This is a genomic window from Bradyrhizobium algeriense (assembly GCF_003062295.1).
Taxonomy (GTDB): domain Bacteria; phylum Pseudomonadota; class Alphaproteobacteria; order Rhizobiales; family Xanthobacteraceae; genus Bradyrhizobium; species Bradyrhizobium algeriense.
In genome coordinates, this window is the sequence record NZ_PYCN01000008.1 from 171356 (window position 1) to 191157 (window position 19802).

Annotated in this window: 18 protein-coding genes and 1 tRNA gene; 8 read left to right on the top strand and 11 right to left on the bottom strand. The window is 63.4% G+C overall.

The features are described from left to right. Positions 1-108: 108 nt before the first annotated feature. Positions 109-729, top strand: a complete 621-nt coding sequence (locus C7G61_RS18130) for a 2-hydroxychromene-2-carboxylate isomerase (RefSeq protein WP_108516681.1) — start codon at positions 109-111, stop codon at positions 727-729. Beyond that, the gene (locus tag C7G61_RS18135; protein ID WP_108516683.1) at positions 729-1703 is read left to right on the top strand and encodes an NADPH:quinone oxidoreductase family protein; all 975 of its coding nucleotides are present in this window, start codon (positions 729-731) and stop codon (positions 1701-1703) included. The genes C7G61_RS18130 and C7G61_RS18135 overlap by 1 nt, the downstream gene beginning before the upstream one ends. 101 nt (positions 1704-1804) lie before the next feature. Here the strand turns inward: C7G61_RS18135 and C7G61_RS18140 are convergent, their stop codons facing one another. The 6 genes from C7G61_RS18140 to C7G61_RS18165 form a co-directional block, all read right to left on the bottom strand. After that, positions 1805-2485: an alpha/beta hydrolase gene (locus C7G61_RS18140; protein ID WP_108516686.1), complete on the bottom strand. Its 681-nt coding sequence runs from the start codon at positions 2483-2485 to the stop codon at positions 1805-1807. Then, positions 2482-3372, bottom strand: coding sequence for a crotonase/enoyl-CoA hydratase family protein (locus C7G61_RS18145; RefSeq protein WP_108516688.1), 891 nt, complete (start codon positions 3370-3372; stop codon positions 2482-2484). Before C7G61_RS18145 ends, C7G61_RS18140 begins: the two co-directional genes overlap by 4 nt. Positions 3373-3556: 184 nt before the next feature. Then, positions 3557-4984: an amidase gene (locus C7G61_RS18150; RefSeq protein WP_108516691.1), complete on the bottom strand. Its 1428-nt coding sequence runs from the start codon at positions 4982-4984 to the stop codon at positions 3557-3559. Continuing rightward, entirely contained in the window at positions 4977-6149 is a 1173-nt protein-coding gene (locus C7G61_RS18155; protein ID WP_108516694.1) for a M20 aminoacylase family protein, read from the bottom strand. Before C7G61_RS18155 ends, C7G61_RS18150 begins: the two co-directional genes overlap by 8 nt. Before the next feature lie 5 nt (positions 6150-6154). Then, the gene (locus C7G61_RS18160; protein ID WP_108516696.1) at positions 6155-7687 is read right to left on the bottom strand and encodes a M81 family metallopeptidase; all 1533 of its coding nucleotides are present in this window, start codon (positions 7685-7687) and stop codon (positions 6155-6157) included. A 293-nt stretch (positions 7688-7980) separates the two neighbouring features. Further along, positions 7981-9111 carry a M20/M25/M40 family metallo-hydrolase gene (locus C7G61_RS18165; RefSeq protein WP_108516698.1) on the bottom strand — a complete coding sequence of 377 codons (1131 nt, stop codon included), beginning with the start codon at positions 9109-9111 and terminating at the stop codon, positions 7981-7983. A gap of 406 nt (positions 9112-9517) precedes the next feature. On the opposite strand from C7G61_RS18165, the gene C7G61_RS18170 reads away from it, so the two are divergent. The 4 genes from C7G61_RS18170 to C7G61_RS18185 are packed head-to-tail and all read left to right on the top strand — an operon-like array spanning position 9518 to position 14637. Next, entirely contained in the window at positions 9518-11101 is a 1584-nt protein-coding gene (locus tag C7G61_RS18170) for an ABC transporter substrate-binding protein (protein ID WP_108516701.1), read from the top strand. A 53-nt stretch (positions 11102-11154) separates the two neighbouring features. After that, on the top strand, positions 11155-12096 hold the full coding sequence (locus C7G61_RS18175) for an ABC transporter permease (protein WP_108516703.1): 942 nt from the start codon (positions 11155-11157) through the stop codon (positions 12094-12096). Next, on the top strand, positions 12096-13019 hold the full coding sequence (locus C7G61_RS18180; protein WP_108516706.1) for an ABC transporter permease: 924 nt from the start codon (positions 12096-12098) through the stop codon (positions 13017-13019). The genes C7G61_RS18175 and C7G61_RS18180 overlap by 1 nt, the downstream gene beginning before the upstream one ends. Before the next feature lies 1 nt (position 13020). Next, positions 13021-14637 (top strand): ABC transporter ATP-binding protein, encoded by a 1617-nt coding sequence (locus tag C7G61_RS18185; RefSeq protein ID WP_108516708.1) that lies wholly within the window; start codon positions 13021-13023, stop codon positions 14635-14637. A gap of 309 nt (positions 14638-14946) precedes the next feature. On the opposite strand, the gene C7G61_RS18190 is transcribed toward C7G61_RS18185, so the two are convergent. Continuing rightward, positions 14947-15804, bottom strand: coding sequence for an alpha/beta fold hydrolase (locus C7G61_RS18190; protein ID WP_190241864.1), 858 nt, complete (start codon positions 15802-15804; stop codon positions 14947-14949). A 126-nt stretch (positions 15805-15930) separates the two neighbouring features. On the opposite strand from C7G61_RS18190, the gene C7G61_RS18195 reads away from it, so the two are divergent. Then, complete coding sequence (locus tag C7G61_RS18195; protein ID WP_145963642.1) at positions 15931-16683, top strand: lysophospholipid acyltransferase family protein; 753 nt, start codon at positions 15931-15933, stop codon at positions 16681-16683. Positions 16684-16694: 11 nt separating this feature from the next. On the opposite strand, the gene C7G61_RS18200 is transcribed toward C7G61_RS18195, so the two are convergent. Both C7G61_RS18200 and C7G61_RS18205 read right to left on the bottom strand, forming a co-directional pair. Next, entirely contained in the window at positions 16695-17276 is a 582-nt protein-coding gene (locus C7G61_RS18200; protein ID WP_108516714.1) for a TMEM175 family protein, read from the bottom strand. Between the two features lie 199 nt (positions 17277-17475). Further along, a tRNA-Leu gene (locus tag C7G61_RS18205) sits at positions 17476-17562 on the bottom strand. A gap of 187 nt (positions 17563-17749) precedes the next feature. On the opposite strand from C7G61_RS18205, the gene C7G61_RS18210 reads away from it, so the two are divergent. Beyond that, positions 17750-18190 (top strand): twin-arginine translocation pathway signal, encoded by a 441-nt coding sequence (locus tag C7G61_RS18210; protein WP_244608341.1) that lies wholly within the window; start codon positions 17750-17752, stop codon positions 18188-18190. 56 nt (positions 18191-18246) lie between these two features. Here the strand turns inward: C7G61_RS18210 and C7G61_RS18215 are convergent, their stop codons facing one another. Next, positions 18247-19449, bottom strand: a complete 1203-nt coding sequence (locus C7G61_RS18215; protein ID WP_108516717.1) for an FAD-dependent monooxygenase — start codon at positions 19447-19449, stop codon at positions 18247-18249. A gap of 7 nt (positions 19450-19456) precedes the next feature. After that, entirely contained in the window at positions 19457-19702 is a 246-nt protein-coding gene (locus C7G61_RS18220; protein WP_025590194.1) for a zinc-finger domain-containing protein, read from the bottom strand. Positions 19703-19802: the final 100 nt, after the last annotated feature.

Here is a 19802-nt window from a genome sequence, read left to right on the forward strand (position 1 = left end):
CACATCAGAGAATCCATGCCTGCGCGGAAACATGGATTCCGGGTCTGCGCCTTGCGGCGCATCCCGGAATGACGAGGATGAGCCAACAGCAAACACAAAGGAAACCCCATGCTCGAATTCTTCTTCGACTGCTCCAGTCCCTGGACCTATCTCGCCTTCCACAACATCCAGCCGCTGGCGAATGAACTCGGCGTCGAGATCAGTTGGCGGCCGATCCTGGTCGGCGGCATCTTCAATACCGTGAACCCGAGCGTCTATGCGCAGCGCGAGACGCCGGTGCCGTTGAAGGCGCGCTACATGAAGAAGGATCTCGCCGACTGGGCGCGCTCCGCTGGCCTTGCGATCAAGATGCCGCCGACGGTGTTTCCCGTAAACAGCGTCAAGGCGATGCGCGGCTGCATCTGGCTGGGCCAAGAATTTGGCGAACGCATGGTGCCGTTTGCCACCGCGGTGTTCGAGACCTATTGGGGTGGCGACAAGGACATCTCGCAGGACTCGGTGCTGACGGAGGTCTGCAAGAAGGCCGGCGTCGATCACGTCAAATTTTTCGAGGGCATCGGCCAGCAGGCGGTCAAGGATCAGCTCAAGGCCAATACCGACGAGGTGATGGCGCGCGGCGGTTTTGGTTCGCCGACGATCTTTGTCGACAAGACGGATATGTATTTCGGCAACGACCGCATGCCGCTGATCCGCGAAGCGCTGCAGCGCCTGAAAGCGCGGGCCGCCTGATGCCGAAAGCTGTCGTCTGCCGCGAGCTTGGTCCGCCCGAGAGCCTGCGCCTGGAAACGTTTGACGCTGTGCCGCTGGCGCCAGGGCAAGTGCGTGTCGCTATCCGCGCCGCCGGGTTGAATTTCCCGGACGTTCTGATGGCGGCCGGCCAGTATCAGCTCAAGCCGCCGCTGCCGTTTACGCCGGGCATGGAAGCGGCCGGCGATGTGGTCGAGATCAACGCGGCCGAAGGCGTCGCCGTGGGTGATCGCGTGATCGTCAAGATGCGGCACGGCGCCTACTCCGATGAAGCCGTCGCCACGCCGTCGCAGCTCGTGCGCCTGCCGTCGAACTTCGATTATGCCGAGGGCGCGACGTTCCTGGCCGGCCACGGCACAGCCTATCACGCGCTGATCGATCGCGGCCGGCTTCAGCCGGGCGAGGTGTTGCTGGTGCATGGCGCGGGCGGCGGTGTCGGGCTCGCCGCCGTCGAAATCGGCAAGATGCTAGGCGCCACCGTGATCGCGACCGCTTCGAGCGACGAAAAACTTGCGATTGCGAAAGCGAGGGGCGCCGATCATCTCATTCGCTACGACCAGGAGCCGTTCCGTGATGCCGTCAAGCGCATCACCGACGGGCAGGGCGCGGACGTGGTGTTCGATCCCGTCGGCGGCGAGGTGTTCGAGAACTCGATGCGCTGCATCAACTGGGGCGCACGGCTGCTGGTCATCGGATTCACCGGCGGCATCGGGCTTGCGAAGACCAATCTGCTGATGATCAAGGGCGCCAGCGTGCTCGGCGTCCGCGCCGGCGAAGCGGTGCGGAGAAATCCCGCGCTCGGCGAAGTCCGGATCAAGGCGCTGACGGAATTGGCGGAAGCCGGCAAGATCCGGCCCAATGTCTCGCACCGGCTGCCGCTGGAAGATTATGCCAAGGCGATGCGGCTGTTGATCGAACGCAAAGCGATCGGGCGGGTGGCGCTGACGATGGGGTAGGCGCTCCGCCGTCATTGCGAGCGAAGCGAAGCAAAGCAATCCATTGGGCCACAAAGGGAGTATGGATTGCTTCGTCGCTTCGCTCCTCGCAATGACGGTGGTTAGGGCTGTGTGCTAAACTTCCCATCCTTCAAAAACGCAAGCGTCTGCACGATCGCTGCGCTATTGCGCACCAACCACGGGTGCGAGGTGCGGATCACGATGTGATCCGACATCCCGTCGAGCCTGGTGTTCGCCACCGACACCCGTCCATCATGCGGCTTCGGCAGGAATGCCGATGTGATCGGATAGATCGACCGGTCTCCGGCGATGATGCCGACGCAATAATCGACCGGCGGAAGCAGCGCTTCGATCGCGGCACCGCGCTGCGTGCCGAGCTGCTGTCCCGCCGGTCCGAAGAAGGCGCGGTAGGTTCCAACATTCTTCAGGCGGTCGGCGATTTCGCTGCCACTGTTCGGCGTGCCGAGCATGACGACGCGGCCCAGGCGCTTTGGCCGATATCTGGCAATGTAGACCCGCGCCAATAATCCGCCCATGGAATGGCCGACAAAATGGACGGAGCCATCGATGCCATCGGCAAAGCGCTGGATGGAGGGATGGATGTCCTCCGCCAGCGCTTCGAGCGCCTTGCGGCGGCTCGCATAATCCTGGTTGAGGGTGGCGAAGCCACAGCCTTCCAGCGCCGTCTGCATCTTTCGAAACGATCGCGCCGTTCTGCTGATGCCATGCAGCAGGACGACGCCGTCTTGCGTCGCGTTGGCCGATGCGGGCCGGCCGCTCACTTATACTCGCGCTCCTGCCACCACGGGAAATAGTCGGGCATGTCGCTGGAAACCTTGTTCTTGAATTCGGCCGGGCGCTTTTCCAAAAACGATACCACGCCTTCTTTCACATCCTCCGAACGTCCGCGGGCGTAGATGCCGCGGCTGTCGACCTTGTGGGCTTCCATCGGATCGTCGGCGCCCATCATGCGCCACATCATCTGCCGGATCAGCGCCACCGATACCGGCGCGGTCTTGGCCGCGAATTCCTTGGCGAGCGCACGCGCCGTCGGCAGCAGATCGTCTGGCGGCACCACCTTGCTGACGAGGCGGCCGGTCAGCGCCTCCTGCGCCGGGAAGACACGGCCCGAATAACACCATTCCAGCGCCTGCGAGATACCGACGATGCGCGGCAGGAACCAGCTCGAAGCGGCCTCGGGCACGATGCCGCGCTGGGAGAACACGAAGCCGAAGCGGGCGGCTTCCGAGGCGATGCGGATATCCATTGCGAGCTGCATGGTGACGCCGATACCGACGGCAGGGCCGTTCACCGCGGCGATCACCGGCTTCAGGCATTTGAAGATGCGCAGCGTCACCTGGCCGCCGCCGTCGCGCACCATGGGATCGCTGTAGTCGACCGTGCCGCTGGCCAGCCGCTTCACCGGCCCGCGCCGCGCGTCGCGGTCAAAAGTGTTGGCGCCGGACGAGAGGTCGGCGCCGGCGCAGAAGCCGCGCCCCGCGCCGGTGACGATGATGGTGCGGACATTGTCGTCCTTGTCGGCCGCGTCGAACGCGTCGATCAGTTCCTGCTGCATCGTGCCGTTGAAGGCGTTGAGCTTGTCGGGCCGGTTCAGCGTGATGGTGAGAATCTGATCGTCGACCTCATACTTGATGGTCTCATACGCCATGGGTGCGCGTTTCCTTCTATTTTCTTGTTTCGTAGGATGGGTAGAGCGAAGCGAAACCCATCGACCAGATACGGGCTTTACGTGATGGGTTTCGCTTCGCTCTACCCATCCTACAATCTAGCTGAAAGAAAAGAAGACGTGGATGGCCGGGACAAGCCCGGCCATGACGGAAGTATCTCGGAATCTACTTCTTCGGCGGCGACGGCCACGGCCGCTGCGGGCCGCGCAGGCCTTCGAACGCCTTGGCCATGCCGAGCACGCCGAGATCGTCGAAGCGGCGGCCGACGATCTGCACGCCAATCGGAAAACCCTTGGCGTCGTAACCGCCATTGAGCGAGATTGCGGGATTTTCAGACATATTCCACGGCACGGTAAAGGCAATGTGCTCGAACGGCTTGTCCGGATCGTTGATCGGGGCGGCGAACTCAGCCGGGAAGTTCACCACCGGCGACACCGGTGAAATCACGTAATCGAGATCGCAGAATAGTTTTGCAGCCGCAGCGCGGATCGCCATCGTGGCGTTGAAGCCCCTGACGACGTCGACGCCGGAGAGTCTTGCGCCGGCTTCCGCCCATTTGTGGATGTAAGGCAGCACCTTGCGGCGTTCCTCGGGCGAAAGTTTTGAGAGATCGTCCCACATTCGCGCCCGAAAGAAATTGTCGATTCCATCGAGCATCTCGCGCGTCAGGATGCCGTCGACTTCGGTGACGACGGCGCCGGCGGATTCGAACGCTTTTGCCGCCTTGACGGCAACGCTTCGCACGTCGCCTTCCAGCGCCTGGCCGGTGCCGGCATCGAGCATCAGGCCGATGCGCAGCTTGCGCGGTGACTTGTCGAGTGTCTTCCAGTGAATGCTGCTGTCGGCCGGCAGGCTCATGCCGTCGCGGCGGTCCGGCTTCGACAATACGCACATCATCAGCGCCGCATCGTCGACGGTGCGGGTCATCGGCCCGGCGACGCGGCCGACATAGGGCGGGTCGTACGGAACGCGCCCAAAACTCGGCTTCAGCGCGACCAGCCCGCACCACGAGGCCGGCAGCCGGACCGAGCCGCCGATGTCGGTGCCCAGATGCAGCGGGCCGTAACCGGCCGCGCCCGCCGCGCCCGCGCCGGAGGAGGAGCCGCCGGGATTCTTGCTGAGGTCCCAGGGATTGCGGGTGAGGGGATGGAAACTGGAAAGGCCCGACGACAGCATGCCATAATCAGGCATCGTGGTCTTGGCGAAGATGATGGCGCCGGACTCACGCAACCGCGCGGCGGGCGGCGCATCTTTCTCTGCCGGTATAAGCTTGACACTGGCAGCACCCAGCGGGATCGGCTGGCCCTTGGTAGCGATATTGTCCTTGATGGTGACCGGAATGCCGTCGAGCGTGCCCGCGGGCTCGCCCCTCTGCCAGCGGTCGGTCGAGGCCTTCGCGGCAGCGCGCGCGCCCTCGGGATCGAACAGATAGAGCGCCTTGATGTGCGGCTCCCACGCCGCGACATGCTCAATCACTTCTTCCAGCACTTCCGATGGCGTGAACTGCTTGGCGCGATAGCCCGCGATCAGGTCGGTGGCGGAAAGATCATGCAGCGAGGTGACTTCTTGTTCTTCATTGATGGTTTTATGCATGCGAACCTACCGGGAGACGGGTTTCGATGATGCGGGCGAACATGCTGGCGCCGATCGGCAGAATCTTGTCGTCGAGGACGTAGCCGGGATTGTGCACCGGCACCGAGCCGTCATGGCCGATCCAGAAATAGGCGCCGGGCACCAGCTGCATCATGTCGGCGAAATCCTCGCTTCCCATCTTCGGCGTCGAGCGCGTCAACACATTGGCCGGATCGACCACGGTCTTCGCCACGGCCTCGACCACCCTGGACTGCTCTTCCTCGTTGACGAGGACGCTGAAACCATCGCGGATATCGACGGATATTTCGCACTGGAAGGTCGCGGCAATGCCGGCGCTGATCGCGCGCATGCGTTCACGGATCAGCGCGCGCACGCCGTCGTCGAACGCACGCACCGTGCCGCACAGCTTGGCGTCGCCGGGGATTACGTTATAGGCGGAACCCGCGTGAATCTGGGTGATCGACAGCACCGCCGCCTTCAAGGGATCGACGTTGCGGCTGACGATGGTCTGCAGCGCCTGCGCCAGCGTCGTCGCGATCACCACCGCGTCCTTGGAGCGTTCCGGCATCGCGCCATGCGCGCCGTAGCCCTGGATGTTGATGTCGAAGAAGTCGGCGCCGGCCATCGCCGGTCCCGGCAGGATCGCGATCTCGCCGTGGTTCAGGTCCGGCGCGTTGTGCAGGCCGTAGACCTCGTCGCAGGGAAATTTCTGGAACAGCCCGTCCTTGATCATGGCGCGCGCGCCGCCCAAGCCTTCCTCGGCGGGCTGGAAGATAAAGTGCACGGTGCCGTCGAAATTTTTGGTCTCGGCCAAATAGCGCGCGGTGCCGAGCAGCATCGTGGTGTGGCCGTCATGGCCGCAGCCGTGGAAGCGGCCGGGAATCGTCGAACGCCATTTCAGGTTGGTATTCTCTTCCATCGGCAGTGCGTCCATGTCGGCGCGCAAGCCGATGCGCTTGCCGCCATTGCCATTGCCCTTGAGCACGCCGATCACGCCGGTGCCGCCGAGGCCGCGATGCACCTCGATGCCCCATCCCTTCAGCTTCTCCGCGACGATGCCGGACGTGCGCACTTCCTCGAAGCCGACCTCGGGATGGGCGTGCAGATCGCGTCTGATGGCGGTGAGTTCTTCGGCATAGCCGTCGATGCGGTCGATGGTGGGCATGTCTGTTATCCCGTGACTGGAGATGTTGAGCGAGATTGAACGGATGGGGTGAAGGCGGGGCCGTTCGGCTTGATGCGGATGCCCGGACGCAGCCGCGTCCAGGGTAATGTCGCCGTATCGGCCGGCATCGCGCCGGGCGCGGCGCAGATTAAAAGCTTTTCGGCGATCGGTTCGAAATCGGCGCGGAAATGCACCGAGCTCTTGTTGACCAGGATTTTCTGTTCGGTCGGCTCGATGCCGACATAGCGGTACATCGACTGGTCCGCGAGCTGCGCCTTGTGGGAGCCGACGACCACGCGGACGTCACCGATGCGCAGGCAGGCGGACAGTCCCATATCCATGTCGCGTCCGCGATAATAGGGGCCGGACGCCACGAATTTGCCGTCGGACAGTTTTTCGACGACGAAAGTTTCCCTGTACGGCGCGTCGCCGGGAATGCCGGACTTGCCGCCGAGATCCAGCGTAACCGTGGCGCCGACGCCGACCGCATGCGCAGCGATAGCCGACTCCGGATCGTAGATTACGCCGGTGGCGCCGGAGGCCTTGTTGCGTACCAGCGCGCGCAGCATGCCCGTGGTGTCGGAATCACCGCCGGCGCCGGGATTGTCCTGGGTGTCGGCGATGACGATCGGCTTGCTTGCCGATTTCGCCAGTTCCATCGCGAGGCGCACGCCATCGTCGGGTGAATAGATGCGGCCGTCGAAATCGTCCTCGTGGCTCTCGACCAGCGCCACCAGTTTGTCGGCTGCGGCATCCGCATCGGCCTGCGTCCGGCCGTAGGCAAACACGCTCGGCCCGCAATCCCTGAAGTCCGCCGCCGGGAAGCCCGGCGCGAACGACAGGGTCGGCACTGCGTCACTCTCCAGGGCCGCAAGATTCTGATAGATGCCCTTGGTCGGCTGGTCGTTGGTGCATTGCCAGGAGATCGGGATCAGGAACGGCAATTGCCGGAACGCTTTTGCAAAACGTGCTTTCGTCTTCAGCATCAGCGCGAGGTGTCTTGCACAGGCGCGGCCGGTGTCGGCCATGTCGATGTGGGGATAGGTGCGGTAGGCAATGAGTGCATCGGCATGCTCCATCATCTCGGGCGAGACGTTGGCATGGAGGTCGAGGCTCACGACCAGCGGCAGGTCCTTGCCGATCACCTTGCGCACGCGGGCAAGCGTTTCGCCTTCACCGTCGTCGTAATGTTCGGTTACCATGGCGCCGTGCAGATCGAGATAGACGGCATCGATGGATCCTGCCGCAGCGATGCCGTCGACCATCTCCTTCATGATGCGTTCGAAGGCATCGTTGGTGACATGCGCCGATGGGACCGCAGCCGCCGAGATCGTCGGGACCAGCTCCCAGCCATTGGCCTCGGCCGCCTCGACGAAGCCGGCCAGGCCGACATTGATGTTGCGCATGACCTTGAGCACGTCGACGCCGTGCGCCATCGACGGCCAGCCCCCGCCATGGACGAAATCCTCATAGGTCGCCTTGGTCGGCGCGAAGGTGTTGGTCTCGTGCAGAAAGGCGCCAACGGCGATGCGGGTCATTAAGTCTCTCGGTCAATGCTTTTCGTTGGGAGGACGTTAAGCGTGACATCGTGGCAAGCGCAAGCTGCGAAGCAATTCCGTTTTGCATGCCGCGTGGGCGTTAGTAATTGTCTAGGCCCTGTCGCTGTGATGAGCGAGGCGACGAAGCTTGCTCCGTCATTCCGGGGCGATGCGAAGCATCGAACTAAGGGGCGCCCCTTGCGCCCCTGAGAATCTCGAGATTCCCCGATGCGCAATTGCGCATCTGAGGTTCGCTTCGCGCCCCGGAATGACAACACCGGCGGTGCGTTAGATCACGTCAGCGTCGCCAGCAATCCGGCCATCAAACGGCCACGCTCGGCGAGGCTGTCGACCTCGATATGTTCGTTAAGCGTGTGAGCGTCGGCGCCGCGAACACCCAAGCCATCGAGGGTGGGGATGCCCATCGCGCCCGTAAAATTACCGTCGGAGCCGCCACCGGCGCTGCCATGCGGGAGTTCGACGCCCATTTGCCGGGCCACGTTGCGGGCCTGCTCGTAGAGCGCCATCGTGCCGGCATCCGGTTCCCACACCGGCCGGGTCACACCACGGGTGACCTTGAACGTGACATCATTGCTGCTCCCGGAAAGCGCGAGCATCCGTTCGACGCCGCGATCGAGGTCGGCCTGTCGCTTGGCCATGCTGAGCGCCTCGCCGGTGCAGGTAGTGGCAACGCAATTGACCCATTGGCCGCCGTGCACGATGCCGACCGAGAAGGTGCAATCTTCGGTCGTCATGCCGTCGATAGTGATAATCTGGCGTGCCATTTCGCGGATCGCGGAACGGCCGGCGGAGAGCGTGGCGCCGGCATGGCTCGGCTTGCCGACGGCTTCGAGATTGAAGCGGGCAATGGCGTATCGTCCGGTCACCACGCCGTTGTTGGTGCGGCCGGGCTCCGGCACCAGCACATATTTGTTGCGGGCGGCTTCGGCCTCGATGAGGTCACGGGTCGACGGCGTGCCGACCTCTTCGTCCGGCGTGAACAGCACGGTGATCGGCAGCGGCGTCGTGAACGCGGCGCGGGCCAGTTGCCGGATGGCTTCGAGGGTGAGGTAGTTGCCGCCCTTCATGTCGAAGATGCCCGGGCCGTAGCATTTGTTGCCTTCGCGCCGCCACGCCAGCTTTTCCAGCGTGCCGACGGGATGGACGGTATCGAGATGGCCGGCGATCAGAATACCGGGCTCGCCCTGCTTCGGGTGAGGGAAGCGCGCGCGGACGCAGCCGGCAAAACCCTGCCGTCCGGCGATGCGTTCGATGGTCGCACCCATGATGGCCATTTCGCGCGCCGCAAGATCGAGCATGCGATCGACCGCACGCGAATCCCAGGTGGGGCTTTCGCATTCTACCCAGGCCCGCAAACCCTGCAGCATGGTCTCGGAATCGAAGGGAAGGTTGGCAGGATTCATGATGGGTCCTCCCGGTTAGGCCGGAATGTTTGGTTTCGGTGTGGGCCCTTTACGAGAAGGATCGGCGGCGGATTTGTAAAGGGAAAACATGGCACGTTCGGACCTTCCCGGCGCGAGGCAGGGGCAACGGTAATTCTGGCATCATTCTTGATTGTAGACTTTTGGGGAGGCGCGTTGGCGAAGCTGAACCGGGACTGCAATCTATCCGGTGGCAGGCGTAATCCGGCCGCGAAAGAACCTGTCCGGAGGGCTGTCCTGATTTCTGCCTGAGCGCCGGCGTCACCAGTGTCGTCGGGGTCAAAAGGGTGTTGTGAAGCTGAATATCGACCCTATAGTCCGGTGAGAAATTGGGCAGGGGCCTGAACAATAGGCGTTCGGGCGTTAAGACGACAACGGAGACGAAGGAATGAATGCGTTCAGAAAAGTAATTCTTGCTGCGACGTGCGTCGGCAGCCTGATGGTTGTTGCGGCAGCGCCTGCGCTGGCACAGACCACGTTGCGCGCCGTCATGCACTCGGATCTGAAGATCCTGGATCCGATCTGGACCACGGCCTACATCGTCCGCAACCACGGCTACATGATCTACGACACGCTGCTCGCGCAGGATGAAAAGGGCGCGGTCAAGCCGCAGATGGTGGAGAAGTACGAAGCCGCGGCTGACGGCAAGGGCTACACCTTCACGCTCCGCGACGGCCTGCTGTGGCATGACGGCAAGCCGGTTACGTCGGAAGACTGCATCGCCTCGATCAAGCGTTGGGCGGTCAAGGACTCGCTCGGTCAGAAGATGATGAGCTTCGTTGACTCCATCGATGCGGTCGATGCCAAGACTTTCACCATCAAGCTCAAGGAGCCGACAGGCCTCGTACTGCTCGGCCTGTCGAAACCCTCGTCGAACGTGCCCTTCATGATGCCGAAGCGCGTCGCGGAAACCGATCCCAACAAGCAGATCGAGGATTTTACAGGATCGGGACCCTTCGTCTTCGTCAAGGATGAGTGGAAACCGGGCGACAAGACCGTCTACGTCAAGTTCGACAAGTACAAGCCGCGCGCCGAGCCGGCCTCGGGTCTTGCCGGCGGCAAGGTCGCTAAGGTGGATCGCATCGAGTGGCGCGCCATTTCCGACGCGCAGCAAGCGGTCAACGCGCTGCAAAAGGGCGAGATCGACTACATCGAGCAGCCCAGCCACGATCTCCTGGGCACCTTGAAGAAGGATACCAACATCTCAATCGTCGAGGTGCCGCAAATCAAGGCGCAGTACGTCTTCCGTCCGAACCACCTGCACAAGCCGTTCGACAACCCGAAGGTCCGCCAGGCGCTGTGGTACGCCTTCAATCAGGAAGACTTCCTGATGGCGACCATCGGTGACGAGAATTACATCAAGGCGTGCAAGGCGCTGTTCGTCTGCGACTCCCCGTTCGGGACGACCAAGGGAACGGATGCCATTCTCACCTCGAACGCCAAGAAGGCGCAGGAACTCCTGAAGGAAGCGGGCTATGACGGCACGCCCGTGCTGCTGATGCACTCCACCGACCTGAAGGTTCTGACCAACCTCGCGCCGGTGGCGAAATCACTGATGGAAAAGGCCGGCTTCAAGGTCGACATGCAGTCGATGGACTGGCAGACCCTGGTTGCGCGCCGTGCCAAGAAGGATCCACCGAGCGCCGGTGGCTGGAATGCCTTCCTGACGGCCTGGATCACGGCCGACGTGATGAACCCGGTTTCCGCCGCCTATGTGAATTCAGGGTGCGACAAGGCATCGTTCGGATGGCCATGCGACCCGGAGATGGAGAAGCTGCGCGACGAATTTGCGCGCTCAACCGATCTGGCGAAGCAAAAGGAGATCGCGGAAGCGGTCCAGAAGCGCAATATCGAGATCACGGCCATGATCCCGGTCGGCGAGTACATTACACCGATTGCTGTTCGCAAGAACGTCAAGGGGCTCTTGATGGCGCCGGTCCCGGTGCATTGGAACATCGAAGTCACGAAGTGATGTGAAGGAAGCGGGCGGCTTCCAGCCGCCCGTTTCGTTTCGGGGATCGACCTATGTATGGCTACTTCTTCCGGCGATTGCTCGGCACGGTCCCCGTGATACTGGTGGTCGCGGTCTTCATCTTCCTTATGCTGCGGCTGACCCCGTCCGACCCGGCGGCAGTCATCGCTGGCGACAATGCCACCACCGAACAGGTGGCGCAGATCCGCAGCCAACTCGGTCTCGACCGGCCGATGATCGAGCAATTCTTCATCTGGTCCGCCAGGGTGCTGACCGGCGATTTCGGCGAGAGTTTCTTCTTCAAGAAGACCGTGGCCGCGCTGATCGGCGAACGCATCGAGCCGACCCTGTCGCTCGCCCTGTTCACGATCCTGATTGCGGTGTTTGTCGCTGTTCCGCTCGGCGTGCTGGCGGCGCACCGGCATGGTTCGTGGATCGACCGCATCGTGATGGGCTTTTCGGTGCTCGGCTTTTCCGTGCCCGTGTTCGTGATCGGCTACCTCCTGATCTACCTGTTCGCGGTCTATTTGAACTGGCTGCCGGTGCAGGGCTATCAGCGGATCTCGGAGGGGGTTGGCGGCTGGGTGCAGCGGCTGATCCTGCCGTCCGTAACCTTGTCGGTGATTTATATCGCGCTGATTGCGCGCATGACCCGTACCAGCGTGCTTGAGGTGCTCTCCGAGGATTACATCCGCACTGCGCGCGCCAAGGGACAGTCCGAGCAAAAGGTGTTGTTCCGTCATGCGCTGCGCAATGCGGCGGTGCCGATCGTCACGGTGATAGGCCTCGGCGTGGCGCTTCTGATTGGTGGCGTCGTCGTGACCGAGAGCGTGTTCACGATTCCGGGCCTTGGCCGACTGACAGTCGACGCGGTGCTGGCGCGCGACTATCCGACGATCCAGGCCGTCATCCTGCTGTTTTCATTCGTCTACGTCATGATCAACCTGGCGGTTGACATGATCTATACCGTGCTCGATCCGAGGATCCGCTACTGATGGCCGACACGACGATCCTCGAACCCGTACTGCCGGCCAGTCCGGGCAAGCCGGCTGCGTACCGCAAATTGCTGCGTAACCCGGGCGTGATGTTCGGCACCGCCGTCCTTGCGATCGTATTGCTGATGGGACTATTGGCGCCCTGGGTCGGAACCATCGATCCGACGGCGATCAGCCCCATCGCACGAAACAAGGTTCCCGGCGCGGAAATCACGATGCGGACGGATACTGGCGAACGCATCAAGATGATCGCCAAGTTAGGCACGGACAGCCTGGGACGTGACGTCTACAGCCGGGTGGTCTATGGCGCGCGCGTCTCGCTCTTCGTCGGCATCACGGTGGCGCTGATCAGCGTCGCCTGTGGCCTGTTCATCGGTCTGCTCGCCGGCTTCTTCCGCATTCTCGACGCCGTCATCATGCGGATCATGGACGGGCTGATGGCGATCCCGGCGATCCTGCTGGCGATTGCCATGGTGTCGCTGTTCCGCTCCAGCGTGCTGACCGTCATCATCGCCATCACCGTTCCCCAGATTCCCGGCGTCGTGCGGCTGGTGCGCTCGATCGTGCTCAGCGTGCGCGAGGAGCCCTATGTCGAGGCCGCGGTCACGCTCGGGACTTCGGTTCCGAAATTGTTGTGGCGGCATGTTTTGCCCAACACGATTGCGCCCATGATCGTGCAGGGCACCTTCATCTGCGCCTCGGCCATTCTCATCGAGGCCATCCTGTCGTTCCTCGGCATCGGCGTGCCGCCGGAGGTGCCGACCTGGGGCAACATCATGGCCGAGGGCCGGCAGGTCTTCAGCCTGTATCCGCACAACATCATCTATCCCGGCGTGTGCCTTGCGTTCACGATCCTTGCCGTCAACGTTCTCGGCGACGGCTTGCGCGATACGCTCGATCCCAAAATGGCGAAGCGGGTGTGATGTGAGCAACACTGTCCTCGAAGTCTCGAATCTTTCCGTCGCCATCAACGGAGGCGACAGGACGCATGCGGTGCAGGGCATCAACCTGACCGTCGGTACCGACGAGATCGTCTGCGTGGTGGGCGAATCCGGCTCCGGCAAGTCGGTGACGGCACAGGCCGTCATGGGCCTGCTGCCGAAGGGGGCGATGCGGGTCGAAAGCGGATCGATCCGGCTGCAGGGCGATCAACTGCTCACCAAATCCGACGCCGAATTGCGCGCGATCCGCGGCACCCGCATGGCCATGGTGTTCCAGGAGCCGATGACGGCGCTCAATCCGGTCGAGCGGGTCGGCGACCAGATCCGCGAAGTGCTGGAGATCCACACCAGCCTCGACCAGAAGGAGCAGCGCGCGCGCGTGCTCGAGATCATGCGCGCGGTGCATCTGCCCGAACCCGAACAGATGATCGATGCCTATCCGCACCAACTCTCCGGCGGTCAGCGCCAGCGGATCATGATCGCGGCGGCGCTGGTGCTCGACCCCGCGCTGCTGATTGCCGACGAGCCGACCACCGCGCTCGACGTCACCACGCAGGCGCAGATACTCAAGCTCGTGCGGGAAATGCAGGGCCGCACCAAAACCGGCGTGCTGTTCATCACCCATGATTTCGGCGTCGTCTCCGAGATCGCCGACCGCGTCGTGGTGATGCAGATGGGCCGGATCGTGGAGCAGGGCCCCTGCGAGGAGGTGCTGCGGAATCCGCGCGAGGACTATACCAGAATGCTGCTGGCCGCGGTCCCGAGCATGACGCCGCCGAAGCGGTCGCCGGTGACCGGACCGGTGGTTCTGCAGACCGAAAATCTTTTCAAGACCTATGGCAAGCGCTCGCTGTTCCAGCCGAAGGCGCGCGTGGTCGCCGCGGTCAAGGACGTCTCGCTGACGATCCGGCGCGGCGAAACGCTGGGCATCGTCGGCGAGTCCGGCTCCGGCAAATCGACGGTGGCGCGCTGCGTCGCGCGGTTGGTCGATACGTCAGCCGGCGGCATCAAGATCGACGGCGTCGATATCGCGGCGATGCGGGAAGCAAAATTCCGCCCGATGCGCCGGCGCATTCAGTTCATCTTCCAGGACCCGTATCGATCGCTCAATCCGCGCCGGACGGTCGGCGAGGCGATCATCGAGGGGCCGATGAATTTTGGCCTCAGCCGCAAGGAGGCGCTGCAGCGCGCACGCGACCTGATGGCCGTGGTGCATCTGCCGCCGGCTGCGATCGATCGCTTCCCGCATCAGTTCTCCGGCGGCCAGCGTCAGCGGATCTGCATCGCGCGGGCGCTGGCGATGGAGCCTGAATTGCTGATCGGCGACGAGCCTGTGTCAGCACTCGACGTCTCGGTGCAGGATCAGGTGCTGAAACTGTTGGACGAGGTGCGCCGCAAGTTCAATCTGGCGGTGCTGTTCATCACCCATGATTTGAGGGTGGCCGCCCAGGTCTGTGACCGGATCGCGGTCATGCAGCGCGGGGTGATTGTCGAGCAGGGCGCCACGGCAGACGTTTTTGCCGCGCCCCAGCACGAATACACCAAGGCATTGTTCGACGCCGCGCCCGGCAGGCATCAGGAATTCGCTGCCAGCGCGTGATGGGTTTCTCAAACCCACTCTCTCGTCAATGCGAACGAAGCGACGTTGTCCGCCGCAGGTTGGGCTGCGCCGGACAAGTCGCGGCTTACGCTGGTGATAACGTGGACATCAGCAGTGGCTATCCCGCACCAGTTCCGGGCCATCATTCGCCAGCGGCGGGGGGATTTGCGGTTGCTGTGGCTGGGAGGGCCGCCGATCCGGGGGCGATTTGCGCCCGGTTGCGGCAGGCTTGTCCGAGGGTTGTTCGCTGGCCATGTCGTCATACTCCTTTTTGTGCATGACAACATTTTTGCGGGTGTTGCGTTCCGCTTACGCCGGATGCGCGGCGAGATGTTCCAGCATTAATTCGCATACACGTTCCGGCGCCTGATCCGCCGCAAAATGCCCGACGCCCGGAAGCACCTCGAAACGATAGGGGGCGGCGATGAAATCGACCGTGCCTTCGGCGGCGTTGCGGCCGACGGTGTCGTCGGCGTCGCCCCAGATATAAAGCGTCGGCACGCGAATCGGGCCGAGTGGCCCGCGTATCGCGCCGCGGGCGCGATACCACGCGAGCGCCGCTTCCATCGCCTCCTTGTTGCCGAGCACGGCGAGATGCATCTCGATCGCGTCGGCAGGGACGCCATTGGCGGTCAGACGATCGCGCAGCCATTTGGCGTCGTCGGCCAGCACGACATCGGCGGCGTCCGGTTCCAGAAACGCCTTGTGGTGCTTTGAGCGTTGGGCCTGCTCGCTGTCAGCCGTCAGCGCGCGATTGAATGCGTTCGGATGCGGCCGCGAGAGAATGGTAAGCGAGGCCAGCCGCGCGTGGTGGCGGTCGGCGATGCCCCAGGCGATGCTGCCGCCCCAGTCGTGGCCCACGAGATGAAAGCGGGCCTCGCCATAGCCCGCGGCCGCCACGATCGCCATCGCGTCGTCCATCAGGCGGTCGATCAAATAGCGCGAAAACTCGCGCGGATCCGGCCGGGCGCCCGGTGAATAGCCGCGCTGGCTCGGCGCAATGGCGCGATAGCCCATGTCGCCGAGCGCCGTGACCTGGGCGCGCCAGCAATGCATCGATTCCGCAAAGCCGTGCAGCAGCAGGACCAGCGGCGCCCCTGATGTGCCGGCGGTGATGGCATCGAAGACGAGATGCGGCGCGATGGCGATTTGTTCTGATGCCGGCATGAGGCGATCCTGGACGGGCAATCGGGCCGATCCGTGGTGAGACATATTTCAGTGGGGTGGCCGGAATTGTGCAACCCGGGAAAAGTGCTGTATTGGAAGCCGCATAGAGGCCCGAGGGACGGACGTTTGCATTATCTGAGGTCTATACTATTCGATGCCGCCGTAGTGATCCTGACGGTCGTCGTTTCGCTATCGGTGCCGTTGATGTCGCTGTTCAACGCGAGCAGCGCGACCGTGCGTGCGGTCTCCCAGGTATGGGCCAACGGCATCCTGTTTCTGATGAAGTACGTGGTGGGGCTGGATTATCGCATCGAAGGGTGGGAGCACGTTCCCGATGGACCCTGCATCATCGCCTGCAATCATCAATCGCTGTGGGAAACAGCCGCGCTCTGCGTGATCTTTCCGGACGCCAGCATCGTCGCCAAGAAGGAGTTGAGGAAGCTCCCGCTCGTTGGTTGGTTTCTGGAGCGCTATCCGATGATCCTGGTCGATCGCTCGGCTGGCCGCCAGGCGCTGCGCCAGATGGTCGATGAAGCCAGGCGCGCGGTCGGCGAGGGGCGCAAGGTGCTGTTGTTTCCGCAAGGCACGCGTCAGGCGATCGACGAGCCTGTGAAGTTCCAGTCTGCCGGCATCTCTGCGCTCTACACCAATCTCGACGTCCCCGTCGTGCCAGCCGCGTGCAATTCCGGCCTGTTCTGGGACAAGAAGAAGCTGACGATGCACTCAGGCATCATCACACTGTCGTTTCTGCCGCCGATCGCGCCGGGCTTGCCGCGCAAGGAATTTCAGGAAAACATGGAGCGGATGATTGCCGAGGAGGCGAGCCGCCTGCTCACGGTCAGCGAGGCGAAGGTTTCGCGTCGGCCCCCGACGCGATGAGACCACATCGCTTAGCCAGCACGACGTCCGGCGATCCAGCCCGCCAGCGGTGCCAGGAAAGCCAGGCACCAGACGAACTGCGCAATTGGCGGAGCTACCAACGCCACGGCGGTCCCGAGGACGAACACGAACACCGGAAACAGCGCTGTCGTGAGCAAATGCGGATCGCTGCGGCCCCTGAGCGCAAGAACCCATAGCACCGCGTTCAGCACGGCGATGATGGTCAGGTGAAACCCGTAGAGAACAGCCAGCACGCCATCGAGCCGGTAGGCGCCGTAGAGTCCGTTCGTCACCGGCAGGATGATGATCGAGAGCAGAAAAAACAGATTGAGAAACACCACGCCTCGGCCGCCTTCCGGCGCAACCGCGAGCCGGCGGTGATGGCTGAACCAGAACATGCCGGCGACGATGAAGCTGATCATCAGTGCGATGACCGGTTGCGCATAAACGCGCATCAGGTCGTGCCAGTCGGGCGCCTGCTTGAAGCTGGAGGCCTTTGGCAAATCATAGGCGAGCAGTGTCATGGCAACGCCAAAGATGGTGTTGCTCAGCATCTCCAGCCGGCGCATTTCGAAAAGACCGATTTGCGGCATATGCCCCCGTACGTCACCAGTCCGTCGTCGCCTTCGCTTCACTCAGGCTATGCCGGATCCGACCTTCCGGTCGTCGCGTGGCTGCGCCACGCGTAGCCCGTCAGGGCGTGGCTTGCCAAGCCGTAGCTCGCGGAGGCAAAGCCCGCCTTCGCCTGTCGGCTTCGGCGCGGCAGCCTTCACTCGCTTTGCGAGCGAAGGCTGGTGCGGGCGGTGGGACTCGAACCCACACGACGTTGCCATCGAGGGATTTTAAGTCCCTTGCGTCTACCAGTTCCGCCACGTCCGCTTAGTCTCAGAAGATCAGATACTTAGCGCGTTTTCCGGAGAAGTGGAATTGGGATGGTCTCTGGCCAAAACGCCCCCCACCTTTAAGTGAGCGCGCCGCCAAAGCAAAGCCTCAATGCGGACACTTGGGGTGTTTACCTGCGGCGAGCTTTAGGCAATCTCAACATAATCCACTTAACGAAGGTCCGATGCCCAACTCGCTGTCCCATCGCCGGTTATTCTCGCACAGCCTTGCCGCGCTGGCGCTGGTTGCGCTCGGGGCCGGCCTGTCCGGCTGCGCCGGGATGAGCGACACCATTTCCCCGGCCTTCGCCGACCCCGCCAAGTACGATCTCTACGATTGCAAACAGCTCGAGCCCGAGCGCAAGAGCCTTGCCGCCCGCACCGCGGAGGTGCAGGGGCTGATGACAAAGGCCGAAACCGGCGTTGCCGGCTCCGTGGTGGCGGAGATGGCCTATCGCAATGACTACATTGCGCTGCGCGGACAGTCGAAGCTGGCCGATGAAGCCTGGCAGAAGAACAGGTGCCAGGAACCGAAACCGGAAGCCAGGCCAGCGCCGGTGCCGCCATCGATCGCGGCTCCCGCTGCCAAGGGCAGCCGTTCGAAGGCTAGCCGTAGCGCGAATTAAGGTATCGTAGCCCGGATGGAGCGAAGCGTAATCCGGAGGCCGTAGAGCCCGCGGATTCACACCCGCCAGTCATAGATCCAGTCCTGCCGCGCCAGCATGCGCTGCGGGCCCATCGCCTTGATGGCGACGTCGCGCGCCAGCGCCAGCGGTCCGGTGAGATGATAGATGCGCCCCTGTTGCCGTGCGGCGCGCTGCACGCGCAGCACGCGGCCGCGCCGCAGCCGGGCATAATGCTTCAGAGTCGCCGGGATGCCCGCGATATTGCCGCCCGGGCTTTCGCTTAAGGATTTGGCGAGCACGGCGGCGTCCTCGATCGCCATTCCCGCGCCCTGCGCGGCAAACGGCAGCATTGCATGCGCGGCGTCGCCGAGCAGCGCGATCGCACCGTCCGTCCATTCGCCGATGTCGGGCAGGGTGAACAGCGCCCATCGCCGCCACCCGTCGACGGCGCCGATCAGCATCCGCGCGGTCGCGGGCCAGCGCTGCGAGGCGAACGCGCTCTTGAGTTCGTTGGCATCGCCGGGTGCGCTCCAGCCCGGCCTGTTCCAGGTTCCCGGCACGATCGCCACCACGTTGATCTGCCGCGCCGCCGAGATCGGGTAGGCAACCAGATGCGCGTCCGGCCCCATCCAGAGCTGCACCCGCGGCGCGGTATATTCGCGCGGCAGCGTCGTCGCATCGAGGGTTCCGCGCCAGGCGATCAGGCCGGAAAACTGCGGTTGCACCGCCGGGAACAAATGGTTCCGTACCGCCGACCAGATGCCATCGGCGCCGATCAGCGCCACGGCCAGTTCCTGTTGGCGTGCATTGCCGCGGCGCTGGACCACGGTCAGCCCCTTGGCGTGCGAGGTCACGTCCTCGAACTGGCAGCCGAGCCGCAGATCGATGTCCGGATGGTCGTTGACCTCCGCCTGAAGGGCGCCTTGCAGATCGGCGCGGTGCATCACCCAATAGGGCGCGCCGGCGCGAAGGCTGGCGGCTTCGCCGAGCGGCAGGCGGGCGATCTCGCCACCCGCCCGCGCACTCATGATGTTGATGGCCTCGGGCGTCACGGCACGCGGCGCAAGCCGCGACCGCAGGCCGAGGTCGACCAGGATGCGGCTGGCGTTGGGCGAAAGCTGCAGCCCGGCACCGGCTTCCTCCAGCCGTTCGGCCTTCTCCAGAATGATGACGCGGAAGCCTTTCGCGGCGAGCGAAAGCGCTGCCGTCAGTCCCCCGATCCCGGCACCAGCAACGATGATGGTGCGCGCGGCAGCCACCGAAAGGTCAGGCGACCTTGTCCTTCAGGACGCATTCCGGCGGGCGGGCCTCACCCGCGGCGAGGTCGGCGGCAAAGCGGTACAGCGTCGAGCAATAGGGGCAGATGATCTCGTTATCGTTGCCGAGGTCGAGGAACACGTGCGGATGGTCGAACGGCGGGTTGGCGCCCACGCACATGAATTCCTGCGAGCCGATTTCGATCACCGAGACTCCGGCGTCGTTATGGAAATGCGGAACGACATGGTCGGACATCAGTTTCACCTTGGATAGCAACGACGGGCGCACGCAATCAACGCGACGCGGCAATTTCGAATGCCGCGCACCATCCATAATGGCGGGTGCCGATGATTCC